Origin of the sequence: Flagellimonas algicida, assembly GCF_049629585.1 — a bacterium.
Lineage (GTDB): Bacteria > Bacteroidota > Bacteroidia > Flavobacteriales > Flavobacteriaceae > Flagellimonas.
In genome coordinates, this window is the sequence record NZ_JBMYIX010000001.1 from 170,108 (window position 1) to 194,305 (window position 24,198).

Annotated in this window: 17 protein-coding genes; 13 read left to right on the forward strand and 4 right to left on the reverse strand. The window is 41.6% G+C overall.

What is annotated here, in order from left to right; genetic code table 11:
* Positions 1-3: 3 nt before the first annotated feature.
* From ACPD8L_RS00730 to ACPD8L_RS00775, 10 genes are all read left to right on the forward strand, one after another.
* Positions 4-1,521: a sialate O-acetylesterase gene (locus tag ACPD8L_RS00730; protein ID WP_423941207.1), complete on the forward strand. Its 1,518-nt coding sequence runs from the start codon at positions 4-6 to the stop codon at positions 1,519-1,521.
* 351 nt (positions 1,522-1,872) lie between these two features.
* Positions 1,873-2,274 carry a response regulator gene (locus ACPD8L_RS00735; RefSeq protein WP_116219188.1) on the forward strand — a complete coding sequence of 134 codons (402 nt, stop codon included), beginning with the start codon at positions 1,873-1,875 and terminating at the stop codon, positions 2,272-2,274.
* Between the two features lie 76 nt (positions 2,275-2,350).
* Positions 2,351-2,896: a heme NO-binding domain-containing protein gene (locus ACPD8L_RS00740; protein WP_423941210.1), complete on the forward strand. Its 546-nt coding sequence runs from the start codon at positions 2,351-2,353 to the stop codon at positions 2,894-2,896.
* Complete coding sequence (locus tag ACPD8L_RS00745) at positions 2,886-5,291, forward strand: PAS domain S-box protein (protein WP_116219186.1); 2,406 nt, start codon at positions 2,886-2,888, stop codon at positions 5,289-5,291. The genes ACPD8L_RS00740 and ACPD8L_RS00745 overlap by 11 nt, the downstream gene beginning before the upstream one ends.
* Positions 5,260-6,390 carry an FIST signal transduction protein gene (locus tag ACPD8L_RS00750; protein ID WP_116219185.1) on the forward strand — a complete coding sequence of 377 codons (1,131 nt, stop codon included), beginning with the start codon at positions 5,260-5,262 and terminating at the stop codon, positions 6,388-6,390. The genes ACPD8L_RS00745 and ACPD8L_RS00750 overlap by 32 nt, the downstream gene beginning before the upstream one ends.
* Positions 6,387-7,454 carry a sensor histidine kinase gene (locus ACPD8L_RS00755; RefSeq protein ID WP_423941214.1) on the forward strand — a complete coding sequence of 356 codons (1,068 nt, stop codon included), beginning with the start codon at positions 6,387-6,389 and terminating at the stop codon, positions 7,452-7,454. The genes ACPD8L_RS00750 and ACPD8L_RS00755 overlap by 4 nt, the downstream gene beginning before the upstream one ends.
* Positions 7,451-7,771 (forward strand): Hpt domain-containing protein, encoded by a 321-nt coding sequence (locus tag ACPD8L_RS00760; RefSeq protein WP_116219184.1) that lies wholly within the window; start codon positions 7,451-7,453, stop codon positions 7,769-7,771. The genes ACPD8L_RS00755 and ACPD8L_RS00760 overlap by 4 nt, the downstream gene beginning before the upstream one ends.
* A 2-nt stretch (positions 7,772-7,773) precedes the next feature.
* Entirely contained in the window at positions 7,774-8,484 is a 711-nt protein-coding gene (locus tag ACPD8L_RS00765) for a LytR/AlgR family response regulator transcription factor (protein WP_116219183.1), read from the forward strand.
* A gap of 390 nt (positions 8,485-8,874) precedes the next feature.
* Positions 8,875-11,376, forward strand: coding sequence for a DUF4114 domain-containing protein (locus ACPD8L_RS00770; RefSeq protein WP_423941218.1), 2,502 nt, complete (start codon positions 8,875-8,877; stop codon positions 11,374-11,376).
* A 465-nt stretch (positions 11,377-11,841) separates the two neighbouring features.
* Entirely contained in the window at positions 11,842-12,591 is a 750-nt protein-coding gene (locus tag ACPD8L_RS00775) for a hypothetical protein (protein ID WP_116219182.1), read from the forward strand.
* Between the two features lie 443 nt (positions 12,592-13,034).
* Here ACPD8L_RS00775 and ACPD8L_RS00780 read toward each other — a convergent pair whose 3' ends face one another.
* Positions 13,035-15,098, reverse strand: coding sequence for a tetratricopeptide repeat protein (locus ACPD8L_RS00780; protein ID WP_423941221.1), 2,064 nt, complete (start codon positions 15,096-15,098; stop codon positions 13,035-13,037).
* A 185-nt stretch (positions 15,099-15,283) separates the two neighbouring features.
* On the opposite strand from ACPD8L_RS00780, the gene ACPD8L_RS00785 reads away from it, so the two are divergent.
* The 3 genes from ACPD8L_RS00785 (at position 15,284) to ACPD8L_RS00795 (ending at position 18,228) form a co-directional block, all read left to right on the forward strand.
* Positions 15,284-15,586: an STAS domain-containing protein gene (locus ACPD8L_RS00785; protein ID WP_116219180.1), complete on the forward strand. Its 303-nt coding sequence runs from the start codon at positions 15,284-15,286 to the stop codon at positions 15,584-15,586.
* The gene (locus tag ACPD8L_RS00790; protein ID WP_116219179.1) at positions 15,573-16,799 is read left to right on the forward strand and encodes an oligosaccharide flippase family protein; all 1,227 of its coding nucleotides are present in this window, start codon (positions 15,573-15,575) and stop codon (positions 16,797-16,799) included. The genes ACPD8L_RS00785 and ACPD8L_RS00790 overlap by 14 nt, the downstream gene beginning before the upstream one ends.
* A gap of 193 nt (positions 16,800-16,992) precedes the next feature.
* Entirely contained in the window at positions 16,993-18,228 is a 1,236-nt protein-coding gene (locus ACPD8L_RS00795) for a glycosyltransferase (protein ID WP_423941225.1), read from the forward strand.
* Positions 18,229-18,259: 31 nt separating this feature from the next.
* On the opposite strand, the gene ACPD8L_RS00800 is transcribed toward ACPD8L_RS00795, so the two are convergent.
* Genes ACPD8L_RS00800 through ACPD8L_RS00810 form a run of 3 tightly spaced genes read right to left on the reverse strand, consistent with a single transcriptional unit; the run spans position 18,260 to position 24,101 of the window.
* Positions 18,260-19,807, reverse strand: coding sequence for a cellulase family glycosylhydrolase (locus tag ACPD8L_RS00800; RefSeq protein WP_423941228.1), 1,548 nt, complete (start codon positions 19,805-19,807; stop codon positions 18,260-18,262).
* Positions 19,797-21,011 (reverse strand): hypothetical protein, encoded by a 1,215-nt coding sequence (locus tag ACPD8L_RS00805; protein ID WP_423941231.1) that lies wholly within the window; start codon positions 21,009-21,011, stop codon positions 19,797-19,799. The genes ACPD8L_RS00800 and ACPD8L_RS00805 overlap by 11 nt, the downstream gene beginning before the upstream one ends.
* Entirely contained in the window at positions 21,012-24,101 is a 3,090-nt protein-coding gene (locus ACPD8L_RS00810; RefSeq protein ID WP_423941233.1) for a hypothetical protein, read from the reverse strand.
* Between the last annotated feature and the right edge of the window lie 97 nt (positions 24,102-24,198).

Sequence of the window (24,198 nt, forward strand, 5' to 3'; positions counted from 1 at the left end):
AGGATGAAGTTTTTGTTGGCATTTGTGTATTGTCTTTTTGGAATCAACCTGATTGTTGCCCAATTGAGTTTACCACATTTCTTTAGTGACCATATGGTCCTTCAAAGGGATAAACCCATTCATTTTTGGGGCAAGGGTAAACCCGATAGGTTGGTGAGTGTAAAGTTCTTCGGTGAAGTGAAACAAGTACGAGTGGCCAAGGACTCAACATGGAGTGTCCATTTTGAGGCAAGGGATGCAATCAGTATACCTGGTACCGTTCATTTTTACCAAGGACAGGAGAAAATTGTTCTATCCAATATGTTGATTGGCGATGTGTGGCTTTGCATAGGACAATCCAATATGGAATGGCCCATGGAAAAGGAGATGCACTTTGAGGAAGAACTCAAAAATATTGGCCAAACTTCGTTACGGTTCTACAATCCTACGTATGCGGGGAAGAATGTTTATGGTAGGGTTTTTAGCGATTCCATTGGAAAAAGGTTACAGATTGATAGGTTTTTTGAGGGCAACTGGCAATTGAGCAACAGCAGCACTGTAAAAACAATGAGTGCGGTAGGCTATTATTTTGGAAAAAAGATAGGTAAAGAAGAAAAAATACCCATTGGGTTGATCAATTTGGCCATTGGGGGAGCCCCTTTGGAAACCTTCATCAGCCTAACGACCTTAAAAAATGATGTTCGCTTTTCCGGGAAGGCCAGAAAAGATTGGATACACAACAACAACCTACCTATTTGGGTGCGGGAAAGGGCAACTCAAAATACCAAGACCGCAGCAAATATACCTTCCGATAGTTTGGGGCCTAACCATGCCTTCAAACCAGGGTTTGCGTATTCCGCAGGAATAGAACCCATGTTGCGCATGCCCATAAAGGGCATAATTTGGTATCAAGGAGAAAGTAATGCCCAAGAAATTGAGCGGGTTCAGGAATATGCCGATTTGCAAGAACTAATGATTTTGGATTATCGGGAAAAATGGAGAATACCCGATTTGCCCTTCTATTGGGTTCAATTATCTTCCATAGATTCAATACAGTACAGATCACAATACTGGCCCCATTTTCGTGATGCGCAACGTAACCTATTGGTCCGAATTAAACATGGTGGAATGGCTGTGTCCAGTGACATTGGGGCGAGGAACGATGTTCATCCCACCAATAAGAAAGATGTGGGGGAGCGTTTGGCCAGATGGGCCTTAAAAGATGTGTATGGCCATGATGTAATACCTTCGGGACCGCTTCCCAAAAAAGCCATTTATAAAAATGGCCAGGTTATCGTGTCGTTCAAATATGGCCATGGACTTTCTGTAAGCGGCAGTGAAACCATTAAAGGTTTTTCAGTAGATGGAAAAAGCCCGATAGAAGCTTTTATTGTGGATGATAAGATTGTGGTTCCAGTTTCCGAAAGACCGGATTTTTTGTACTATGGCTGGCAACCGTGGACGGAAGCCAATCTTATCAATTCTGAAAAACTACCAGCGTCCACATTTAAGGTTAAAGTAAAGATTACTGGCCAAGATTGACTTTGTTACAAGAAATCATATAATTTATTGATTTCAAATAGATGAAGGTCGAAGAATGATACGAAGAGACCTCCAAGGCCCCAATTTAAAAAAAATGGCACTATCTGTCTGATTTATAATTGGCTAGAGGTGATTCGTGGATTCTGGAACTCCGACGTTGACATTTTAAGATTGATGGCCTTACGATCATATGGACCTTAGACTTTCTATTGCCCTATCAATCGGACTCCTTTTTTGGATACTCACCGACACATTTTTTCCATTCGTCTATACTAAACCTTATTTCGACCATGGATTGTATCTTTCCAAAGCTGAAATACATTTTTTTGTATACTGCTAAATTGAATAGAAATGTACATTTTATTTATAGAGGATGATGCCATTGAGACCATGAAGTTTCAACGAACATTGGCTAAATTGGAATCCAAGCATACCCTAATCGAAGCTAAAAATGGGGAAGAAGCCCTGGAAATTCTGCAATCCGGAAGATCTTTGCCCGATATCATATTACTTGATTTGAATATGCCCAGAATGAATGGGATCGAGTTTCTGGAAATCCTAAAACAGCACGACAAGATAAAGTATTTGCCCACTATCGTGTTGACCACATCAGAAAATAGGGACGACTTGCTGGAATGTTACAAAATTGGGATAGCAGGTTATATCATAAAGCCTTTGAAATACGAAGATTATGAGGAAAAACTCAAGACAGTTCTTGAGTATTGGAACATCAATGAATTGGTGAAAGCCTAACCAAAATCCGTATTTCACAACAAAACTTACCAGTTAGGTAGACATTTTCCTACTTTTAAATCATATTAGCCAGATTATGAAGGGAATAGTTTTTGCCGAGTTTTTGGAAATGGTCGAGGATCAATATGGTCTCGAGACGGTTGATGCAATCATCGAAGCATCAGATTTGCCTTCTGAGGGTATTTATACCTCCGTGGGGACGTACGAATTCAATGAAATGGTTTTGTTGTTACAAAGCTTGAACAGGAGAGTCAATGTACCCATAGATGATCTTCTGTATGCCTTTGGGCATTATCTGTTCAATAGTTTGGGAAAAGCACACCCTGAGGTCATTAAAAGTTATACCTCCCCAATTGGTTTATTGTACTCCATTGAGGATCATATCCATGTGCATGTGCAAAAACTCTATCCAGATGCTGAATTGCCCACTTTCAAGATTTTGGACAAAACAGATACCTCTATCTCTATGGTCTATGTTTCTTCCCGTGGGCTTTATCGATTGGCGCATGGTCTTATTGAAAAGTGTTTCGAGCATTTCAACGCTTCTTCAACGGTTGCGTTTGAATTGTTGAAAGAAGATGGAACTGAAGTCAAATTTGATGTGGTGCAAAATGGAGAATAATGAGATTGAAGTTTTAAAAAGGGCACTGGAGCGTCAAAAAAAAGCAAGGGTTCAGGCAGAAAAAATACTGGAGGAAAAATCCAAGGAACTGTATGATACCGCAGAGCATTTAAAACGAGCCAATGCTAGACTGGAAAATTTATTGGATGAAAAGGTAGACGATGTTGACACTGCTTTTCTCAACATCATTGATCCCTATGTGGTCATGGATTTGGAGTTTAACGTTATCCGAACCAACGAATCCGCCAAGGACTTTCTAGGTTTCGATTACACTAAAGAAAACGTGAACCTATCCAATTTTGTGCATTCTGATTTTCTTCAATATACCTCCGAGTCTATACAATCTCTTTTGGAAACGGGGATGCTTAAAAACTATAGGGCCAAAATAATTTTGCCCAATGGAACCCAAAAGTATGTTCAGATCAATGCCAGTCTTATCCATGATAGAAAAGGTGCTCCCATAGCTGCCCAAGGAATCATTAGGGATATCACGCAAGAAAAAGAAATAGAAAGTCTGCTGGGTAAACAGCGAAAACAACTGGATATCATCGTGGAGAACTCTCCTTTGGGCATTGTGCTTCTGGAGCAGGAAAAGGTGGTCAAGTGCAACAAGGCCATACAGGAAATGTTGGGGTACGATCTGGAAGAGTTGAAAAATCTCAAGATGGAGGATTTATCGCTTTGGCAAGATGTGGAAAAATCAAAATCGTTGATGCAGGCAATGGATGCCGGGGAGCTGGATCATTATGCACTGAACAAAAGTTATGTGAGAAAAGATGGCACCAAATTAATGGCAAAGACCACGGTGAATGCCGTAAGGACACCAGAAGGTGAGATATCATACCAAGTGGCCATCGTTGAGGATATCACTAAAGAGCTCCAAGCCAAACTCCAGTTAAAAGAGTCAGAAAATAGGCTGGCCACCCTTATCAAAAATTTGGAGATGGCCGTTTTATTGGAAGATGAGGATAGAAACATAGCGCTCACCAATAAAAAGTTCTGTGAGATGTTTGGCATTCCAGTTCCTCCCGAAGATATGATCGGAGTGGATTGCGCCAATACTGCGGAGCAGACCAAAGGTTACTTTAAAAACCCAGATCACTTTGTAGGGCGGATAGCCGAAGTCCTGAAAAATAAGAAAACCGTACTCGCCGATGAACTCGAGATGGTGGATGGTAGAATTTTGGAACGTGATTATATACCTGTGGTCAGTGAAGGAGTTTACAAAGGTCATTTATGGACCTACAGGGATGTGACCTTAAAAAGAACATTTAAAAGGAACCTTCAGGCAGAAAAAGACAAATACAGTGGAATCATTGCCAATATGAACCTTGGGCTCATTGAAGTGGGCATCGATGACCGTATTCAAATGGTAAACCAAAGCTTTTGTGCCATGAGTGGGTTCAGTGAAAACGAGTTGCTGGGGAAAAGTGTCATGGATTTAAGGACTCTGGACAATGAACCGGTAATTGACCAAAAAAGCTTGCAAGAATTAAAGAAGGGACATGAATCAACAGAGGTATGTGTCTTGAGCAAAGAAGGGGAGCCTAGATTTTGGTTGGTCAGTGCCGCCCCTAGGTTTGACGATACAGAGGAACATATTGGTTCCATTGGCATCCATTTGGATATCACCGAGCACAAAAAGTTACAGCTCGAGAAGGAAAAATTGCTGTCCAAATTAGAATCCAGCAACCAAAGTCTTAAGGAATATGCCTATGTAGTGTCCCATGATTTAAAATCCCCATTGCGCAGTATTGAGGCCTTGGCCAGTTGGCTTAGCAACGATTATGGCGATACCTTGGGAGATCAAGGGAAGGAATACTTGGGACATATTCAAGATAAGATTGAATCCATGGAAAACCTGATCAGTGGAATTTTGGCTTATTCCACAGCCAATACTTCAGAACTCAACAATACAAAAATAGACCTACACGAGGTGGTTATGGAAGTTTTGGACAGTATCTATATTCCCGACCATGTCAAAGTAGTGTCACCAAAAAGATTGCCACAGATCATTGCGGATAGAACCAAAATGCACCAGCTCTTCCAGAATATCATCTCCAATGCAGCGGTACATATTGAAAAGAGAAAGGGAGTTGTGGAGGTCTTGTTCCATGATCGAATGGACTATTGGGAATTTTGCATCAAGGATAACGGTGTAGGGATTCCCAAAAAGTATCACGAGAAAATCTTTGACATTTTCCAATCGGCCAGCAATGACAAAAAATCAACAGGAATTGGGCTATCCATTGTCAAGAAGATCATTGATCGCTATAATGGCAATGTTTGGATAGAGAGTGAGGAAGGAAAGGGAACCGATTTTTACTTTACCATAGAAAAACAAACCGTACAAACCAATTATCATGAAGATACTGCAAGCGAAAAAGTCGGTTGATGCTGAATTTGTCTTCACTTCCCAAAAGGAAGACCTAAAAGAACCTTTGGTATTGGTGTTTGGTAATAGGTTTATGCTCGAGGACACAAAGCTGTTTGATGAGATAAGGAACTTATTCCCGGACGGACATATTGTTTTTGGTTCGACCTCTGGGGAGATCATGGGACATAGGGTATTGGATGGAACCGTAACACTTACGGCCATTGAATTTGAAAAAGGGCATTTTTTGATAAAAAACAAAAACGTATCCGAATTCAACAATAATGCTATTGCTTTGGGTGAGAGCCTTTCCAAAGAGCTCCCAATCGAAGGGTTAAAACATATTTTTGTGGTTTCGGAAGGAAGTAATGTCAATGGTAGTGATCTTATAACCGGTTTGGAAGAAGGAGGAAGTGGTATCACGGGACTTTCCGGGGGGCTTTGTGGGGATGACGACCGTTTTGAAGTTACCCTGTCCTCCTACAACGAACCCCCAAAGGAAGGGGAAGTGATCGCCATTGGCTTTTATGGGGAATCCTTGGAGGTTACCTGTGCCAATTATGGGGGTTGGATTCCTTTTGGACCGGAGCGACTGATTACCAAATCACAAAAAAATGTGCTGTTCGAGTTGGACGGAAAGCCGGCATTGGATCTCTACAAAAGGTATCTGGGGGATAAGTCGGACGAACTGCCCAAGTCCGCCCTACTGTATCCCTTAAGTGTGCGGACCCATGACGGACAGGCCATTGTTAGAACCATTTTGAACATTGACGAGGAAAGGAATGCCATGATATTGGCTGGTGATGTACCGGAAGGCTCCAAAGTACAGTTGATGATGGCAACCGTGGATGATATTGCCAGTGGCGCCAAATCAGCAGCAAAATTGGCCATAGAGGGTAGAAATACCGATACCCAGTTGGCATTACTGATAAGTTGTGTGGGAAGGAAATTGGTGATGGATCAGCGTACCGAGGAAGAAATAGAGGAAGTGGTCCATGTGATTGGGGATACCGCGGTGGTCTCAGGCTTTTATTCCTATGGCGAAATGGCTCCTTTTGCAGGACAAAGCTCCTGCAAACTCCATAATCAAACCATGACACTTACCTTATTCAGTGAATGATGCATAGTCTCCTCAAAAGACAACTCAATAAATTTTTACCGGAATCCTTATCCGGGGATACCTCCTTGCAGGAACTTTTTGAGGCCATTGGAAAGTCGTATGGGAATTATGATGAAAAGTTACAGATGCTCCAACGGGCCACTACTATTAGTTCCGAGGAACTCTATGATGCCAACCGCGAACTGGAAAAGGAAACCCTCAGGCAGCAACAGGTACTAAAATCATTGGAAGACGCCCTGACCGCATTACAGGCCAACTTTGAAGGAGAAGAATCGAACAACTTAACGGACAAGGACTTTGATGCCGAAAGATTGGCCAAGCATATCGGTGAACTGGCACAACAGGTGACCGAAATGGGTATGGAAAAAGATAGATTGCTGAAAAGCCTTGAAAATCAGAACGAGTCGTTGAACAGTTATGCCCATGTGGTATCCCACGACTTAAAGTCCCCCATAAGAAATATTAGTGCCCTGATTTCTTGGATCAGTGAAGATGAAAAGGAAACCCTTTCCAAGCAAAGCCAGCAAAACCTTGTGTTGGCTCTTCAGAATTTGGAAAAGATGGACAAACTCATTTCGGGCATATTAAAACACGCAACGCTGGAAAACAAGAGTGCCTCTTCGGTGATTTTTGATTTGGGAGAAGTGGTAAATGATATTCAAAGGACCATTTATGTTCCCGATAACATTGCATTTCAAATCCCTGAGGACCTCCCAAAGCTGTACTACGACAAATACAGAATTGAGCAGCTTTTCATGAATTTGATGACCAACGCGGTTGCTGCCATAGAGGCGAGGAAAAAAGGGATCATTCGAATTGACTTTACCGATAAAGGAGACTACTGGTACTTTGCCGTTGCGGACAATGGTAAGGGGATTCCAACAAAACACCGAACGGACATTTTTGAAATGTTCAATAAACTGGAGAATGATGCCATGGCCACAGGCATTGGCCTTGCCTTGGTAAAGAAGATTATTGAGCAGTACAATGGTAATATATGGGTGGAAAGTGTGGAAGGAATGGGAAGCACATTCCACTTTACCCTTAAAAAATCAAAACAATGAAAGAGGTACCCAACTTGAAGTATTTGGATGAGCTGGCTGGCAATGATGAAATCTTTCGTAAGAAATTTATTGGTATATTGAAGGAAGAATTTCCTAGAGAAGTTCATCAATATGTAGGTAATATTAAGGCATCATGTTTTAAGGAAGCTTCTCTGGATGTTCATAAAATCAAACACAAAATCAATGTTCTTGGGCTTAACGGCACACATCAACTTGCCGTTGTACATGAAGCGGAACTTCGTAAAGGGGAAAACTTCCATCATGATGAATTCATGATGGCCCTTAAAGGCATAGAATCATACCTAAAAACCATTTGAATATGAATTGTATCATAGTTGATGACGAAGCCGCAGCCAGGGTTATTGTGTCCCAGCTGTGCTCAAAGGTTCCTGAATTGGATGTTGTTGAAGAATTTGACAACGCCATTGAGGCCATTAAGTTTTTAAATCAACATGAGGTGGACATTATTTTTTTGGACATCCATATGCCGGGCTTTACGGGAATAGATTTTGTACAGACCCTGAAGAATCCGACCAAAATTGTAATGACTACCTCCGATACGGATTTTGCCATTGCATCCTATGAATACGAGGCTATTGTGGATTATTTGGTTAAGCCCATTACTCCGGAAAGATTTGAGAAATGTATTCAAAAAGTGAAGAACAGTATCGCCGTACGGCCTCAAGGCGGGGAGAATGTGGACCCGGAAAATACGGTTGGCGAAGACCTGTACATCAATATTGATCGCAGGCTCATCAAGCTAAAGTACAATGAAATATTGCTTATTGAGGCCAAAGGGGACTACATCAATATAAAAACAGAGAACAAGGATTATTTGGTACACACCACCTTGAAGAAAATCCATGACAAACTCCCAGAGGAAAAGTTTTTACAGATCCATCGTTCCTATATCATCAATTTCAGTAAGATCATTGATATAGAGGACAACAGCGTCCTTATCGAGAAGAGCGTGGTGCCCATTAGCAGATCCAACCGTCCTGAGTTGATGCGGCGTTTGAACCTTCTATGAGGTTGACCTTTGCAAAGTTTCAATTGGCCTACACTTTTTTTGGGTTCGCCGTCTCATATAAATTTCTTTGATAGGTGAGGGATAGATTTGTAGAAGTACTAATCCTAAATCTTTAAATATGAGAAATTCTTTACACTTAAGTAATATACTAAAAGCATTGACCTTGGCCAAGATGGGCATATTGTATTTGGTGGTATTGGGTATCGTATACCATTTTAATTTACTGTGAAATTGGCCGTGGATAGATAAAGAGACACCCTATAAGGGTGTTTTTTTATGCTTGTCCCTTTGTTGAATTCATCCGTCTACAGAAAAAATTCATTCACCGAAGCTGCTTCCTATTTTAAGGCTGAAATCATCAATTTTGGTCTGTATTCCAAACCTACGATTATGAAACAATTATTACTTCTATTGGCAACGATGCTTACCTTTTCATGGGCAAGCTCCCAACAATACAATTACAAATTCTTGGGGGATTATACTTCTGATGGCACTCCATTGTATTTGGATGGCAAGGACGATGTGTCCCAAGAAACCTTGGATATGATCAATAATGCATTGCCCGAAGGGTATCCGGTACCGGACTATAATCCACAATACATAACCTCAGGGTACGACACTGATGTGATTCTTGTGGAAGATGCTGAGGTATGGGTCACCTTTGTGGCTGAAGGTGCTGGTTTTAAGAACATTTTGGGCTATTACACCTATGAAGCGGATCAACCCATGACCGGAATCCCACAAGAAGAGGATATCACCATTATATTTCCCAATGTGTCCGCCCTTAATAGTGGTGGAAGCTTGGAAACGGGCCATCGGGTGAAAATTGGGGATTTCCCAGCAGGAACCGGTATAGGTTGGGTTTTGCTGGCCAACGGTTGGAAAGGATATGTAACCCCTGGGAATTGGCAATTGTTTTCCAACCCTGACTTTAATCCAGAAGCTGATCAGTACCTACGCTACCATAATGTATTGTTGAACGACCCGGACAACGAACGTATCATCTTGGGGTTTGAGGACATCCGTAGGGATTATGCCAGTTGTGACAATGATTTCAACGATGCCCTCTTCTACATTACCGCTAACCCTTATACGGCGGTAAAAACCACCAATTACAATAAAATTACCGATCATGCCCCTGTAAGCTCCGGGAATGATGGAGGTTTGGAAAGCAACGGAGACCTGGCCAGTTTGATCGCCAAGCGCAATTTTGATCGGAACAAGGCCAATTCGTTCAAGAACAAGCGTGGCCTTCAGAGCAAATATGACAAGAAGAGCTACAAATCCGTAATGGCCAAATCAGGTAATTTGGACGCCTATTTTCCAGATACCGGGATGTTTGGTAATGAAATCCCGTACGTATCAAGCCCTGAAGATTTATTGGGCATCACCAATGCGGATAAGGTTTTTGGGATTGACTATTACCAAGGAGGGGAACGGGTTTCAGCCGCCCTGGCATTGCAGACAAAAGGCAAGGTGTACAACCATACCAAGACCATTTGCGATCGTTTAAATAATTCCAAATTAAAGGATTTGAGAACCATAGAGCTCCAAGGGCACCAATTGGTGTATTCCGAACTGGAAAGGGCAAACGGGAGTGTGGAGTACGCTGTAGTTTTCTCAGTACGGGAGGAAGGAGTGAACAGAACCGTTTACAGTCTTTGGAACCTGGAAGAATATCCCGCAGGCGATTATATGAACTTTCAAGTATGGGGCAACAGTATGGGGCAGGTAAGTACCGTGGTCAACCAAATTCTATCCAATTTGAAGGAAGAAACGTCTTTGCAGTCCCATAAAGCTGAGGATGTCCTGCCCACTGTTTTTATCCAAAATGGGTACTATCAAAATGGAAGACTGCATTTGAACATCATTAATAAGAGTAAGGCAAGGTGGTTGTTGTTGGATGCCAATTATAAGACTACCGAACAGGAAATGCTCCAGAACCTCAATACCGTTATTGATCTAAATGGGGAATGGGAACAACAGATCATCGTGGATTCCGGATACATTTTTGACGTGGGACTGTCCATCATTGCGGAAAACTCATACCAATACGACGCCATTTATTTGGCCGATGGTCCTTGGGGCGTTGATTTTAATACCCAAATGGATAGTCTGGATACGTTTGAAATAACCCCACATGAAACCATTGATATAAAGGGGCACATTGTGGAACGGGGTGTTGTGGCAAAAGGACAGGTGAAAGAAACCATCAATATTTTTAGAAACTTGATGGCAGGAGATCTTCAACTGCCTGTTGGTGACTTTGAGTACCTGCAATTCAACATAAAAAATGAAAACCCCGTAGAGATAAGTCTGGTAACCAATGCCACCAAGGAGTGGTCCGAGAGACTTCGGTATAGATTGGAGGCCAATACCGAAACAAAACCATATAGTTTGGCCTTTTCAGCGTTTAAAAATCATGAGGGCAAGCATATCACTTTTGATGAAATCCGGACGATAGTGATTTCGGTCCAAGGTGATTATGAGAGCTACATTCCTTTTGAAGTGGCGGTCAACCAGATGGTTTTGACAGAAACAGCAGTACCCGAACCAAGAACCGAGATAGTTCCCGAAGACGTGAATGGCCCGGATTTGGAAGAAGAAGCGTTGACATCTTTTGATGAGGTTGAAACTGTGTTGACACTAAAATGTTATCCCAATCCTTTTGTGAACTATACAGACATTTCAATTCCGGAAGAAACGGGAATGGTATATGTGCGCGTGGTGAATTTAAGTGGCCAGATGGTTTATGCAGCTACCCAGACTCCAGCAGGTTACGGGAACAGCATACGTTTGGAGTTGGGCCATTTGCCCAAGGGAATGTACCTCTATCGGATAGGGGATATCATCAACAACAAGATTTACGATGGAAAGATCATACGGCAATAATGCGGTTGGATAGGTTGTTTTTTTGATGGAGACTCCCCTTTTAGGGGAGTTTTTTTGTGCCAAATCATATCAAAGTTTATTGAATTGATAAAGTCAAAATAAGTTGGGATTTATTCGTGCAAGCCTGGGGATATGTCAAATTTACTAACTCAGACAATGGTGTGGTACTTGGAAATGATTTGTGGAATTACTTTGAGAAGGGGGATTTCGACTAAAGTTCAAAAAAAGGATTTTCAATTTTTTATTGGACGGCAACCGAATTGTTATTTCACTTCCTGAGCCATATTCAAATCTATTTAATTAGGAATTAAAGAAAAATGTATAATATCTAGTTCTTTGTTAATTGGAAAAGAATAAATACAATTAAACTGCGGAATCCGGATATTATTTTTTGTACTTTACAATCAACAAATTTCAAGTTACATTTTAGTTGCTATTCCTAAAGATTTCTGATAATTCCGCCTAATGTTTAAACGATTCACCAAAAAAGATGATAGGGGGAAAGAAAGGCTTAACATGCCTAAAATTGTCATTTTTTCACTTGTTCTAGTAGTATTTCTGTGGGCTCTAACATTTGTGATTTTTATATTTCTACCACCGGATAATCCTGGAGTAGTAGGAGATGCTTTCGGAATAATCAACGCACTTTTCTCTGCATTGGCTTTTGCTTTTTTGATTTATACTTCGCTATTGCAAACGGAAGAATTAAAGTTGCAAAGAGAAGAATTAAGGGAGTCCAGAAAACAATATGAAGAAATGGTCCAAGCTCAAAAATTACAAGCTGAAATTCTTCGAAACCAATTTGATTTTGAAAAGGACTTACAGCTTAACCAGTTTGCTCCAAATCTAAAACTAGACTTCGACAATATCAAACTAGAAGTTACAAACTATAGGTACCCCTCAAAAACGATGTCTAGGGTTTCCTTTCTAATCTCTACAAGCTCGCTACCAGCATTTATGAAAAGCGTACGACTTATGGATGAAAATCAAAATTTAATCCAGCAAAAAGAGCTAGGATACGAAGTAGTTCCAAGAAGAAACGAAAAATCATATTTTGAGATTGAAGGCTATCCAAAAGCCCAAATGTATTTGATAATTACTTACCAAGACGTCAAAAAAAATAACTACAGTCAAACTGTGAAGTTTCTTAGGCAAGAGGAAGATAAGAGTCAATATGACTCAATCATTATTTCGGCAGAAAATAGAGAATCTTAACAGGGTAGCCTTCAAGTGAGACCTATCTAAAACGACCTAATTCGAATCAGAGGATTTATTTGATAAGTTCATAAAGTTAATTGATGCATAGGATTACAGCTTTAATGGAAAAAAACCAGAAGGTAACAATGGCTATATTTCAGCCTTGGCAATCCAACACAAAGAATATTTCCTACTTTTCATACGGTCCGATTTCTTAACCGAAAAATCCTAACGGATTTTCAAGGCCGAAACCATAGTGGAAACCGTTACCAAAGTTCAAATATAGGATTGTTTTATGTGCAATTCCAACCACAATTGGAAGGACATATCGAAAGGGGTACCATTGCTGTAAGATTACAAGAGTTTTTAAAAACGGATAACGTACCAAGAACACGAAAGGCTGTTGAAAGAATCATCAAAAACATTTTTGGTATAGAGGAGTAAATGTTAAGATGTTGGTGTTACCTCGAAGCCACTTTTTCATAGAAAAAAGGCTGCTTTTTCAATGACCATTTTAGCTGAATCCCCATTTCGGTAAACTGGAAGCCAGTGGCCGTTGCGGAGGCAATATTGCTGTACTTGCCATAGAAACCACCGCTCAATCTTTTGGAGAATTGATGCTTTAGGTCCATTTCCACCCTAAAAATGGAGGTCATATCATCCTCTTCCACTTGTTGTAATCCGGTTGCTACATGGATTCGGTATGAGGAGTCCTTGGCGAATCTCCCACCCAATTCAGTAAAGAATTCACCTGCCTGGTACTGCTCAGGGCTAAAGTAAATAGTGGGTACTTGCTCCGTGAAGGCCAAATATTGGTAGTTGAGCCCCAACTTTAAATTAGGTTTCCTCAGGGCCGTATAGTACAAAGAAGTGAACAAGAGATCACGTTGGTTGTCATCGCTCTGTTGGGTATGGATGAGCTGGGTGTACCAGCCCATACCAAAATTGGATCCCAAATTATAGTTGAGGCCATAATGTTGCATTACGATCTCACGCTCTATCAAATCGGTGTTGAAGTTCTGTACCTCACGTTGGTAGCCCAATTCCAAATTCTGTAAGCGATAAGGCTCGGTAATCAATTTTGTACTCAAAATAGGTTGGGTATACCCATTTCCTTCAAATTGGGCATTGTTCAGACCAACCATCCCCATCAATTTTAACTTTGGTAACATCGCATATGTAAGCCCTGTCGTGGCTGTTTGGGTATTGGCCTTGGCCAAGGTTACCATATTTTCAGTGAATCGGTATTGGTAATTGAACGTAGATTGAAACTTGGTGGACAATGGCAAATGAATTGTGGTGGTAGTGGCGTACGCTACATTGTTCCCATTGTCGAAACTGTACGATGCCCTCTCCTGCAGGAATGGACTGTACTGCCCATTGATTTTTTCAATAAGTCCTTGAGCATCTTTTTGGTTTGTAAAAATTTCCAAGGTCTTGTAGGTGGCTTTGTAAGCCTCCTCAATTCTGCCAAGAGCAAAAAGAGCATTGGCTCTACCCAAGTTTCCATCGAAAGAAGTACTGTCACTTTCTAAAATGGCACCGTACTGTTGTAAACTTTTTTTGATGTTTCCCGTGTACATGCCCAAAGTAGCTCTTAAGGCCAAGATCCAGTCGCTATCCCCATATTGGTTGGAAAGGCTATCAATGTATTTTTTGGCGGTCACAAACTTACGGTTCCAGATTAGGGCTTGGGCATAGCGCCCATAGGTTCTTTCTTTTAGCTCATCATCGTCAAAAGCACTTACCTTGCTTTTTGCACTTACGGAAACTTTTAGAGCTTGCTTGTCGTTTTCCCCGATATGTTCGGCCAGGGCTATGCCGTTTAGGGCTACAATGGAATCCTTTGCATTGATTGCAAGTTCGCGGTATGAAGTTTTGGCACTATCCACCTCCTTGGTGATCAAATACACATTGGCCAGATTGAGTAGGGCTTCCCTGTCATTTGGAAAATCTTTAAAAATGGATTTCAGTTTCATTTTGGCCCCATCATAGTTTTGAGCCTGGACCAAAGTGTTGGCCAATCCAAGATTCATGTATTTTTTGGAGATCAGGGCACTTGGGTTTTCAGGTTGGATGGCCAATGCTTTTTCAATCCAGACCAAAGCCTCTTTATATTTTTGAAGATTGCTCAACGTATTGGCATATCCCAAAATGGCCCCGAACGTATTGGGATGGTCTATCACCAGACCGGCATACAATTTTTCGGCCTCCTTGTATCGCTTTTCCCATAAAAACGACTCATAGTAATTGATGCGCACTTCATAATCATCCGGATTTTTCATCATCATACCATTAAATAGGGTATTGGCCTTGTTTGGGTTTCCATTAAGACCAACCGCCCTACCGTAGCAGATTTGTGCAGTCTTGTTGTTTGGATTGTCTTTGAGGAAATCCCCAAAATAATTTTCCGCTTTGGAAAAGTCGCCCTTTTCCAGGAGTTCGAATCCGGCATCCATGGAAGATTGTGCAAAAATTCCATTTGCAACTACCCCAAGAATGATGATGTTGATAAAGCGTTTCATAGGTTAAGCTTTTAAAGTTTTTTTGATGTTATAAAGTTAAATCGAGTTCACCCGCAGCCGAAGGGTGAACCTTTCCGTTCATCTACAGTAACCTACCATCCGCCTACACAGGGCTGTTTAAGACGTCAGACCAGCTGATATTTGTTATGACAAGTCAAAATCTTAACCTTAAAAATCTACAAATCATGGCTTTACAAATAACAGAAGTAAGAGGGGTTTTTTCAGTAAATGGAGAATTGAACAGTATGAACGTGAATATATTAGAGCGTCATATGGATCGGTTTATCAGCCCCAAAAGACCAATAATTTTAAACTTGGAACGGGTTAAATCCATGGATTCAACGGCAGCACGGGTTTTACAAAAGATGTACGTTAGGGCAATAAAGGGCAACAGTATACTTTCCATTGTTGGGTGGCAAAACAGGAATGTCCTACAGGTATTGAAACAAACAAAAACCTCATACATCCTTAGCAATGACCGTGCTTAGTATTGTAAAAAGAAGAGTCTCACCACAACAACTATTTATGCTGAGTGCATTGGTGGTGAATGGGGGAAACTATATTTACAATTTGCTTTTAGGTAGAATTCTTGGGCCAGAGGCTTTTGCGGATGCAGCTTTGTTGGTGACCCTATTGCTGGTACTTTCCTTTTTGGGCATGACTTTCCAATTGGTGACGGCCAAATTTGTTGCGGAGTTACCATCGGGGCAGTGGGAGTCTTTTAGAAACCGAATTGGCACTTTTGCCTTTTTGATAGGAAGTGTATTGGGTGCATTGGTATTCCTTGCAGCTCCTTTTTTACAATCGCTTTTACAAACTGAAAACGCTTTGATGTTCCGAATCTTTGCCTTGGGAGTACCCGTTTATTTTGTAATGAGCGTCAATCGTGGCCAATACCAAGGGGAGGCATCTTTTGTGAAACTTTCCATCTCTTATCAGTTGGAGATGTGGGGGCGTTTGGGGATTACCCTTTTGGCTTTTTTGCTCATACGGGACCATTTTGGGGCATTGGTCTCTTTCGGAATTTTGGTCTCATTGGCATTGGGATTGTTTCCATATAAAAAGTTGCGGTTGAACTTGGGCACAACAATGGCCGATTTAGAATGGAAGAACGTGAGAACCTTCATGTGGATCACAGCCTGTTATGAGTTGACCCAGATCATTATCAATAATAGTGATATCATCTTGGTAAAGCACTTTTTTCAGGCGCGGGAGGCTGGGCTTTATGCTTCTTTGGCCCTAATCGGGCGTGTGGTGTATTTTGTGGCTTGGATGTTTGTCATGTTGTTGTTGCCCACCGTGGTCCGGTTAAAAAAAGAAGGGAAACCTACGCGACATATCCTTTTTAAGTATATAGGGTATATTGGTTTACTTTCCTTGATGATTGTGGCGTCTTGTGCGTTGTTCCCCCAAAGGATCATTGCACTGCTTTTTGGCACAGACTATCTTTCCATGGCAACGTTGTTGTGGCAATACGCCTTGGCTACTTCCCTGTTCGCGATTGCCAATATTTTCACGTATTACTTTTTGTCTTTAGATGAATATGGACCCATATGGTTTTCGGCCATTTTGGGGATGGCCCAAATAGTTTTGATAGTGTTTTTTCATGGTAGTCTGGCCCTTGTGGTACAGTTACAAATTTTGGTGATGTTGGTTTTGCTCGCCGTTCAAATACTCTATTTTTTATCCAAGAAAGTATAGTGTTTCCTAAAAATAGAGGGTGGGCGAATGGGCCGGAAGCAATGATTGTCTTCCGGCCCTTTTTGATGTTTTACCTTATCTCCACAGCTTTTCCATTCATCTACACTTTAGGTTCAACCATCTTGTAAAGAGCCTTTTTATAGTATGTTATGAGGACATTTGTGTCATAAATAACAGAATAAAACTTAACCTTATGAAACTAGCAATTATAACGGCTTACCCGCCAAGTAAGGTCACCCTGACCGAGTATGGGTACCATTTGGTAAAGCACTTTAGACTTCAAGAAGAAGTGAGTGAAATCAGTTTGCTTACAGACAGAACAGAAGCGCCCAAGGACCTAACTTTTGAGGAAGAAGGATGTCCCATCACCGTAAAGGAATGTTGGAGCTTCAACGATTTAAAGAATCTTTATAATGTGGCCAAGGCCATTAAAGCAGAAAAACCTGATGCGGTATTTTTCAATCTTCAATTTTTGAAGTTTGGGGACAAAAAGATTCCTGCCGCACTCGGTTTGTTGTTACCCTTTGTTTGTAGAATAATGGGGATTCCAACCATTGCTTTGCTCCACAATATTTTGGAGCAGGTAGATTTGGAAAAGGCAGGAATCACCCAAAACGGATTCCTTCAGAGAATATACAATCTAATTGGGACCACATTGACCCGCTTTGTGTTGGCCTCTGATGTGTTGGCGGTTACCATAAGCAAGTATAAAACTATTCTGGAAAAAAAATATAAAGCCAAAAATGTGGCTTTGGTTCCTCATGGGTCTTTTGAAACACCACCTGCACCCAACTATGATTTGCCCAAAGGACCCATGCAAGTCATGGCCTTTGGAAAATTTGGGACCTATAAAAAGGTGGAACCAATGATTGAGGCTGTGGAGATATTGCGCAAAAAATCCAATTTGGATATTGAAATAGTAATTGCCGGAACCGATAGCCCGAATACGCCTGGATATTTGGAAAATATCAAGGAAGTCTACAGCCATGTTGGCAATATCCGCTTTACCGGTTATGTAGCAGAGCAAGATGTCCCAAAAATTTTTGGTGATAGTGCCGTGGTGGTTTTTCCATATACCTCCACAACGGGGAGCTCTGGGGTATTGCACCAAGCTGGGAGTTATGGGAAAGCGGTTGTACTGCCCGATTTGGGAGACTTGGGCATCTTGGTAAGGGAAGAAGGATACCGTGGCGAATTCTTTGAACCCGAAAACGTATCGTCATTGGCAAATGCTTTGGAAAACATATTGACCAATGGGAGCTACCGAATCCATTTGGGTAAACAGAATTATAAAGCGGCCTGCTCGCTGCCAATGTCCATAATAACAGAAATGTATCTGGACCATTTTAATGCGATACGTTCAAAAAAGAGGGTGAAACCATCCAAAACCCAAAAACCGCAGTGTATTGAAGAAACTAGTATCGCATAGGTTTTAGGTTAAGTGTGAAAAGGGGATGACTTTAGTTGGTTATCCCTTTTTCTTTTGTGTTGATTTTCTGATAGGCTGGCTTTTGTGTACCCTCGGTATCGATCAAACCAAAATATTTTTGAGGTGCTTTGCGCCACGGTTTTCTGCCTACCACAGGAGTTGGAACCAATTCAAAATCGTGTAGGGTCCAAATAAAGGAGGGAAGCTCTTCCTCGTCCAAAACAGTTTGGATTTCTTCAATATAGGAAGCTTGGGCCTTTTGTGAATTGGAGAACAAATTCCAAATACCACTATAGCTCGATTTTCCATACTCTTCCAGAACAAGTGGTTTGCTGCCGATTGCATCTTTCAAAGCCAAGTAATGTTTTTTCAAATCTTTCGGGTCTTCATAGTAATGGAAAGAAACAAAATCTACTTCATTGGATAAGTCGAGCGCAGCTTCGGGGGTTGACCAACCTATGGTTACAGGGTGAACGCTGTCATGTTCTTTAATTTGTTTTGCCATTTCAGCCAACCATGCCAGCACACGGTCTTTACCTCGACTTTCAAAATCTAGATCAGGTTCATTTTTAACGTCCCAGCCCAGCAAAGCTTCTTGGTTTTTTAAACGGGAAACGATGGTTTGGGCATGTCGCTGGGTCAAGGTCCAATCCAAGAGGTCATAATTACCGTAAAAGTCAAAAAGAGTTACCAGAACCTTCAGGTCATTATTTTGGGCAATGTCCAGGAGTGTTTCCAATTGTTGTAGATACATTTCATCAACCGAAGCACCACCAAATTTTTCATACGGAACAAATACCCGGATAGAATTGAGTCCCATTTCGGCAATGGTTGCAAAATCAGTATGGATAACTGTTTCATCAAAGGTGTCGCCAAACATATCCCAAGGATTATCCTTTGGATAATAGTTGATACCCTTCCAGTTTTTTACATCAAACGATAACTGTTGTAATGGTTTTTTCACTTCAGGTTGATTGGGGATTTTCACTATTTGGCGGATACGCCAAAACCCATCTTCCAACATCAGGATTACCTGATAGCTATAAATCGTTTTTTCTTGATGGATCAATTCCCCATTGACATAAATGTTTTCAAACTGAACTACGTTGTTGTCAGTGAGCACGGCCAATTTACCATCCAAACTATAGAACTCCAACCGGGGATGGTGGGATAGGGTAGTGGCCTCAATTTGTATATGGTTTTCCTGATTGTTTTTGACCAGCATCTTCAATTGCTTTCTTGCATCTTCTGTGTAATAGTCCTCTATACCCAACGGATCATAATTAGCAAGGGCAATATTTTTCACATACCAGGCATTCAGGTAATCCTTTTCTAGTTCCCCAAGAGCTTGTTTGGATATTTTTCGTCCGCGTTGGCCTTCAGTGGTCCATGTTATGCTAGGTTGATAGGCCTTTTCCAGCGTACCACCTACATGAAGAATGGAAGACTTGTCGGCCCCGGTATTCAGAAAGCCCCATGCCGCAGCCAAGCCATAAATGATGGCAGCATTTATGGCCAAAAAGCTCAATAAGAGCAACGCACGATATAAATTCTTTCGTACCATGGGTCTATTCTCCATTTATGGTTTTTTGAATACCGGCTACGGTGATCCGTACAATATTTTGGTTTGCATTGATACCTTCGGGCAGCTCAAACTTGCCCATACCTTTTCGGGAAGTAGTATTGTTCCTCACCAATGACCTACCTTCTGGACTTTGAACCTCCAGATGGATGCCCATACCATCGGGAACCCATTGTTTCATATAACTAAGAATGGGGCCTATGGTGATGGTTTTTCCGTCTTTGGAAATTTGGATCGCATAATCCAAGACTGCTGCATCAAAAATCAATTTTAAACTGTTGCTTTGTGATACACCACTGATGTGTGCTTTTATGTTCCACTCCGTTGGCTCTTCCGGATGTAGCATTTTACCAACGGCAGTTCCATGGAAGGTTAGACCGTAGGTCTGATAACGGTTTCCGGAACTGTCCCCAATTACAAAATTGACCAAAGTACCATCGGCAATTATATTTCCATTTTGATCTTTAATCGTTGATGTGGTAAAGGATACGGTTTGATTGCCATCGGCAAAATGGTGCTGTCTAACTGCTGTTATGTTGAAGTCGGCCGATTTTGTGGGTAGAACGCTTACAGTGAATTCTTTTGACACTTGATTTTCTAAGCTTGTGCCCAAAAAAATTTCCCCAACAACACGAACTCCCCCTACATAGGAATGAGTGATCATATCGTGTATGGGTACCGATTTGCTTTTTTGGAAGTCCTTGAATTTTTCGGTCAGCTGTATGATGGTTTCTTCGGGCAAAGGATTTCCAAATTCATCTTGGGGAAGTGACACGATCATTGCCTGATCTTGATTGTTGGCAAAGATACTGGTAGGACCAATATAGGATTCCATGGTATCCGATACCATTTTACTGGGCAATATGGAAATGTCACCTTCATTGACCTTGTTTTTTTGATGGAGCAAAGTCCAATGTACCAAACCGCTTTTTTGTGAAATGGATTGGGGCAAGGTAAAGGACAGGGCCGTATTGGCGGAATCGGGCTTTAGGGCAAAGGTCCCCCATCCATTTTGAACCAATAGCAATTGGTCCTCTGCCTTTTCCTCAAATAGAAGGGTAATGGATTCGCCTGCGCTAAACTCCGTTGCCATTGAGATGAGTTTTACGGTATCCGTGGTTTTTTCCTGAGGCGCATCAACAGATTTGGCGCAACCGATCACTCCAAGACCTAGAAACCATATGTAATGCCTTAATTTCATCTATTTGGGATTCCCGATATAATTGTTCAACTCTACCTGAAAATATTGATATCCTTTTCCATCAAAGGGGTGCCTCAACTCCCATTTCATTTGTTCGTTCCTATCTGAAAAGTATCGTTCTGAAATTTCTGAATTGGGCAAGCCGTTCACATAGCAGTTCTCCAATCCGTCTGCAATGATTTCAAGTTCCTGCAGATTCATCATTGGAATTTCAAAAGTCTGTTTGCGCTGAATTCGGATGCCATCCAACATAAAATGGTGCTGCACCCACAAAATGTCCCCATCTTCATTGTAGTAGGATGTCAAGATCTGTGGAACGGTCACCTCTTGTGTGCCATAGTTAAAAAGGGTTCCGGTCAAAACTTCTTGGTCCAACTTCCACTTTTGGAGTGCTATGGATTTATAAAGGTCCGTTGTGGCTACATTGCCGGCACATTGCAGGTCAAAAGTAAAAGGCCGTTCTTCCAAGCCGATCGGGGTAAATTGATCGGGATTAAAAGTTGGTGGTAAGGTATCCTTGGTGGACGACCAGGCAATTCCTTCAAAGTCTATGCGGAACGTAGTGGTTTCCATGGGCATCAGTTTGTGCTTTGTATGGAATTTAACATCGTGTTGGGCCAGCTGTTTGTCATTTTGATTGTACAACGTACCCTTTATGGATACATCCGCAGGCACGTTGTCAATGTTCTGAAGCTCCCCAACAATGCTATAACTACCTTGGTACTTGACTAGTTTTGCGGACAAAACTTCCAGAAGGGGCTGTCGGAGAATATCCTCATGATAGGTTTGCTGCGTGGTGATACGCCTGCGACCGTGATTGTAGTATTGGGTTTGGTTGGAAGCAATCAATTGGTTGGGCGGAATATCGTTGTCCACCTTTTTGGGTTTAATGTACCATTGCCCATTCTTTTTGACCACTGTGTGTTGATAGTTGCGGTTCACTTTTTCCAAAGGGGTGACCCATTTGGTGGCCACTTCCATTTCTATGGTACTTTCAGTTTCCCTTATTTTGATAATGCCAATGGAATCCATTTTGGCATAGGAACTCAACAACCCGTCTGTTACCGATACTTCCAGCATGTATTGGGAGAGGCTTACTCCTTCTTCTGGGTCTAGGTAGGAATGGGCACGTTCAAATTCTTTATAATCCAATGCATCATAATACGCTTTCACCACATTTACAGGGCTGATTTGGGTGGCGTTGTCCAGATAAAAATGATAGATGCCAAAAATAAAAATGCCTATCATCCCAATAGTCCAAGCCCCATTGGTCAGTGCAAGACCCTTGGAAATTCCATTGAACTTGGGTGCGTGATAAAGGTAATCATCGATTTTAGCAGACCTACCCTTTAGTTTCCAATACCAAGGCAATTGTAGGGTTACGATGAAGGCCAAAATTAAAGTCCCAACGGGAATCAACCCCCACATCAGTTTCAAGAAATTGGGGACGTCCTCTTTGGGAATCAGCTTGGGTAATGGTGAAATGTTGAGTCGCTCCCAGACCATGATGCCATTTTCCAATTGCTGTAAGCGCTGCCATCCACAGAAATACAGGATGGGGTCGTAGAACTTATCGTTGGAAAAAATGTATTTGAGATTGTATTTTTCGGGAACGGTCAGAAACTGTTGCAGGGATCCAATGCCCTCCACACCCCTGAACTTTGAGTTTTCCAAGCGTTCAATGGCTCTTGTGGTCAGTTCTGGCAATCTTCGGGCTGAGTGATAGTTGCCGTCCACGGTCATGGCCCTGGTCTGTGCGGACAGCCATGCCATTTGATCGCCGAATCCCAAGGGTAGATAACGCCATTGGTCATGTTGATCCCTGTTGAGAAAATTGACGATGGGCAACATGTTGATTTTTTGTGGCTGGGAAGGTCTAAAATAGTTAAGGCTCATTGTAAAAATGGCCATGGCAACAAAACAGATTCCCAATCCACCCGCCAAAATATAGTGTAGCGGTTTCTTAAACGCTTTAAGAAGTTGTTCCCGTATATCGCCCTCCACCAATCTGTAGACAAACTCGCCAAAAATGGGCAATGCCATAATGGTGGCCCAAAGCGTAAATCGGTCCAAGGTAAGTATGTTGAAGGCAGTATCACCCAATATCATTTTGGGTAAGGGAGTTGTGCCTCCAGAACCCAATAAGGTCAACATGGAAAACGAAAGGCCGAAGAAAAGCAATCGTTTACTATAAAAACGGTAGAACAAATAGGGTAGTAAAAAAAGTAATATCCCCCAAGGAATTAGAAAGAACACTAAACCAGAAGAAGTGACTTCCAAAAAATTATCACGTGAACCATGCGGAATGGGAACTTGGGTAATCGGATTTTTTTTGGAATTGATCCAATAGGGCAAAATACAACCCACAATGGCTACCAATGAACCTCCCCCAAACACTACAATGCGCCAAAAAAGTCGTTTGAATTGATACAGGAACACCTTGAAGGTAATCTTGGTGTTTGTTTCCACCGCTTCTTTGGAAGCATCCATGATGACTAGACCGATCAGGGGAAAGATAAAAAACACCATGCCAAAAATCGGGGTGACGTGATGGGAGGTCACCGTTACCGCAATCAGGGAAAGTGACGATATCAGCTTATATTTTTTTCCTGTCTTGATCCACATATAGATCTCGGGAAGGGCATGCATCAAAATAGATATGCCCATTAAACTCGGCAATTGCCCAAATATGTGCAAGGTTTCCAAAAACATGGAGGAAAAAGCTGCAAGAAGCGCTGTATATCCTGCTATTTTTTGATTTCCCGTGATAACCAGGGCAAATCGATATGTTCCGGTGATGAACAGGGCAATGATGATAAGGGCCATGGAGAACAGACCAAACTTTAAGCCACCGATGTATGACAAAAGTGCAATACACTGGTGCACCAATGGAGGATACCCCTGAACCGTGAACCCAGTATACCAGCGGTAGTCCCATGGTTCAAACCAGCTGTTGGCATAATGATCGGCAAAGAAAAGGTGTATGAGCGCATCGTAGGTGGATTCCAAAGTGAAAAAGATGGTAGCCCCATGGAAAATCAGCCCAAAAACCAAAGCGATTGCCAGTGTTATGTTGGTTTGTTTTTGCATTACATCCTGTAAGAAAATATAACAGTTTAAAGGTCGGAATATTGTCAAAAAAATGCTGTACTATCCATCGATGCAGTTTTACCATTCGTCTACACTT

Coding starts and splice junctions, on each gene's coding strand:
- ACPD8L_RS00730 (WP_423941207.1), top strand. CDS start 4: ATGAAGTTTTTGTTGGCATTTGTGTATTGTCTTTTTGGAATCAACCTG.
- ACPD8L_RS00735 (WP_116219188.1), top strand. CDS start 1,873: ATGTACATTTTATTTATAGAGGATGATGCCATTGAGACCATGAAGTTT.
- ACPD8L_RS00740 (WP_423941210.1), top strand. CDS start 2,351: ATGAAGGGAATAGTTTTTGCCGAGTTTTTGGAAATGGTCGAGGATCAA.
- ACPD8L_RS00745 (WP_116219186.1), top strand. CDS start 2,886: ATGGAGAATAATGAGATTGAAGTTTTAAAAAGGGCACTGGAGCGTCAA.
- ACPD8L_RS00750 (WP_116219185.1), top strand. CDS start 5,260: ATGAAGATACTGCAAGCGAAAAAGTCGGTTGATGCTGAATTTGTCTTC.
- ACPD8L_RS00755 (WP_423941214.1), top strand. CDS start 6,387: ATGATGCATAGTCTCCTCAAAAGACAACTCAATAAATTTTTACCGGAA.
- ACPD8L_RS00760 (WP_116219184.1), top strand. CDS start 7,451: ATGAAAGAGGTACCCAACTTGAAGTATTTGGATGAGCTGGCTGGCAAT.
- ACPD8L_RS00765 (WP_116219183.1), top strand. CDS start 7,774: ATGAATTGTATCATAGTTGATGACGAAGCCGCAGCCAGGGTTATTGTG.
- ACPD8L_RS00770 (WP_423941218.1), top strand. CDS start 8,875: ATGAAACAATTATTACTTCTATTGGCAACGATGCTTACCTTTTCATGG.
- ACPD8L_RS00775 (WP_116219182.1), top strand. CDS start 11,842: ATGTTTAAACGATTCACCAAAAAAGATGATAGGGGGAAAGAAAGGCTT.
- ACPD8L_RS00780 (WP_423941221.1), bottom strand. CDS start 15,098: ATGAAACGCTTTATCAACATCATCATTCTTGGGGTAGTTGCAAATGGA.
- ACPD8L_RS00785 (WP_116219180.1), top strand. CDS start 15,284: ATGGCTTTACAAATAACAGAAGTAAGAGGGGTTTTTTCAGTAAATGGA.
- ACPD8L_RS00790 (WP_116219179.1), top strand. CDS start 15,573: ATGACCGTGCTTAGTATTGTAAAAAGAAGAGTCTCACCACAACAACTA.
- ACPD8L_RS00795 (WP_423941225.1), top strand. CDS start 16,993: ATGAAACTAGCAATTATAACGGCTTACCCGCCAAGTAAGGTCACCCTG.
- ACPD8L_RS00800 (WP_423941228.1), bottom strand. CDS start 19,807: ATGGAGAATAGACCCATGGTACGAAAGAATTTATATCGTGCGTTGCTC.
- ACPD8L_RS00805 (WP_423941231.1), bottom strand. CDS start 21,011: ATGAAATTAAGGCATTACATATGGTTTCTAGGTCTTGGAGTGATCGGT.
- ACPD8L_RS00810 (WP_423941233.1), bottom strand. CDS start 24,101: ATGCAAAAACAAACCAACATAACACTGGCAATCGCTTTGGTTTTTGGG.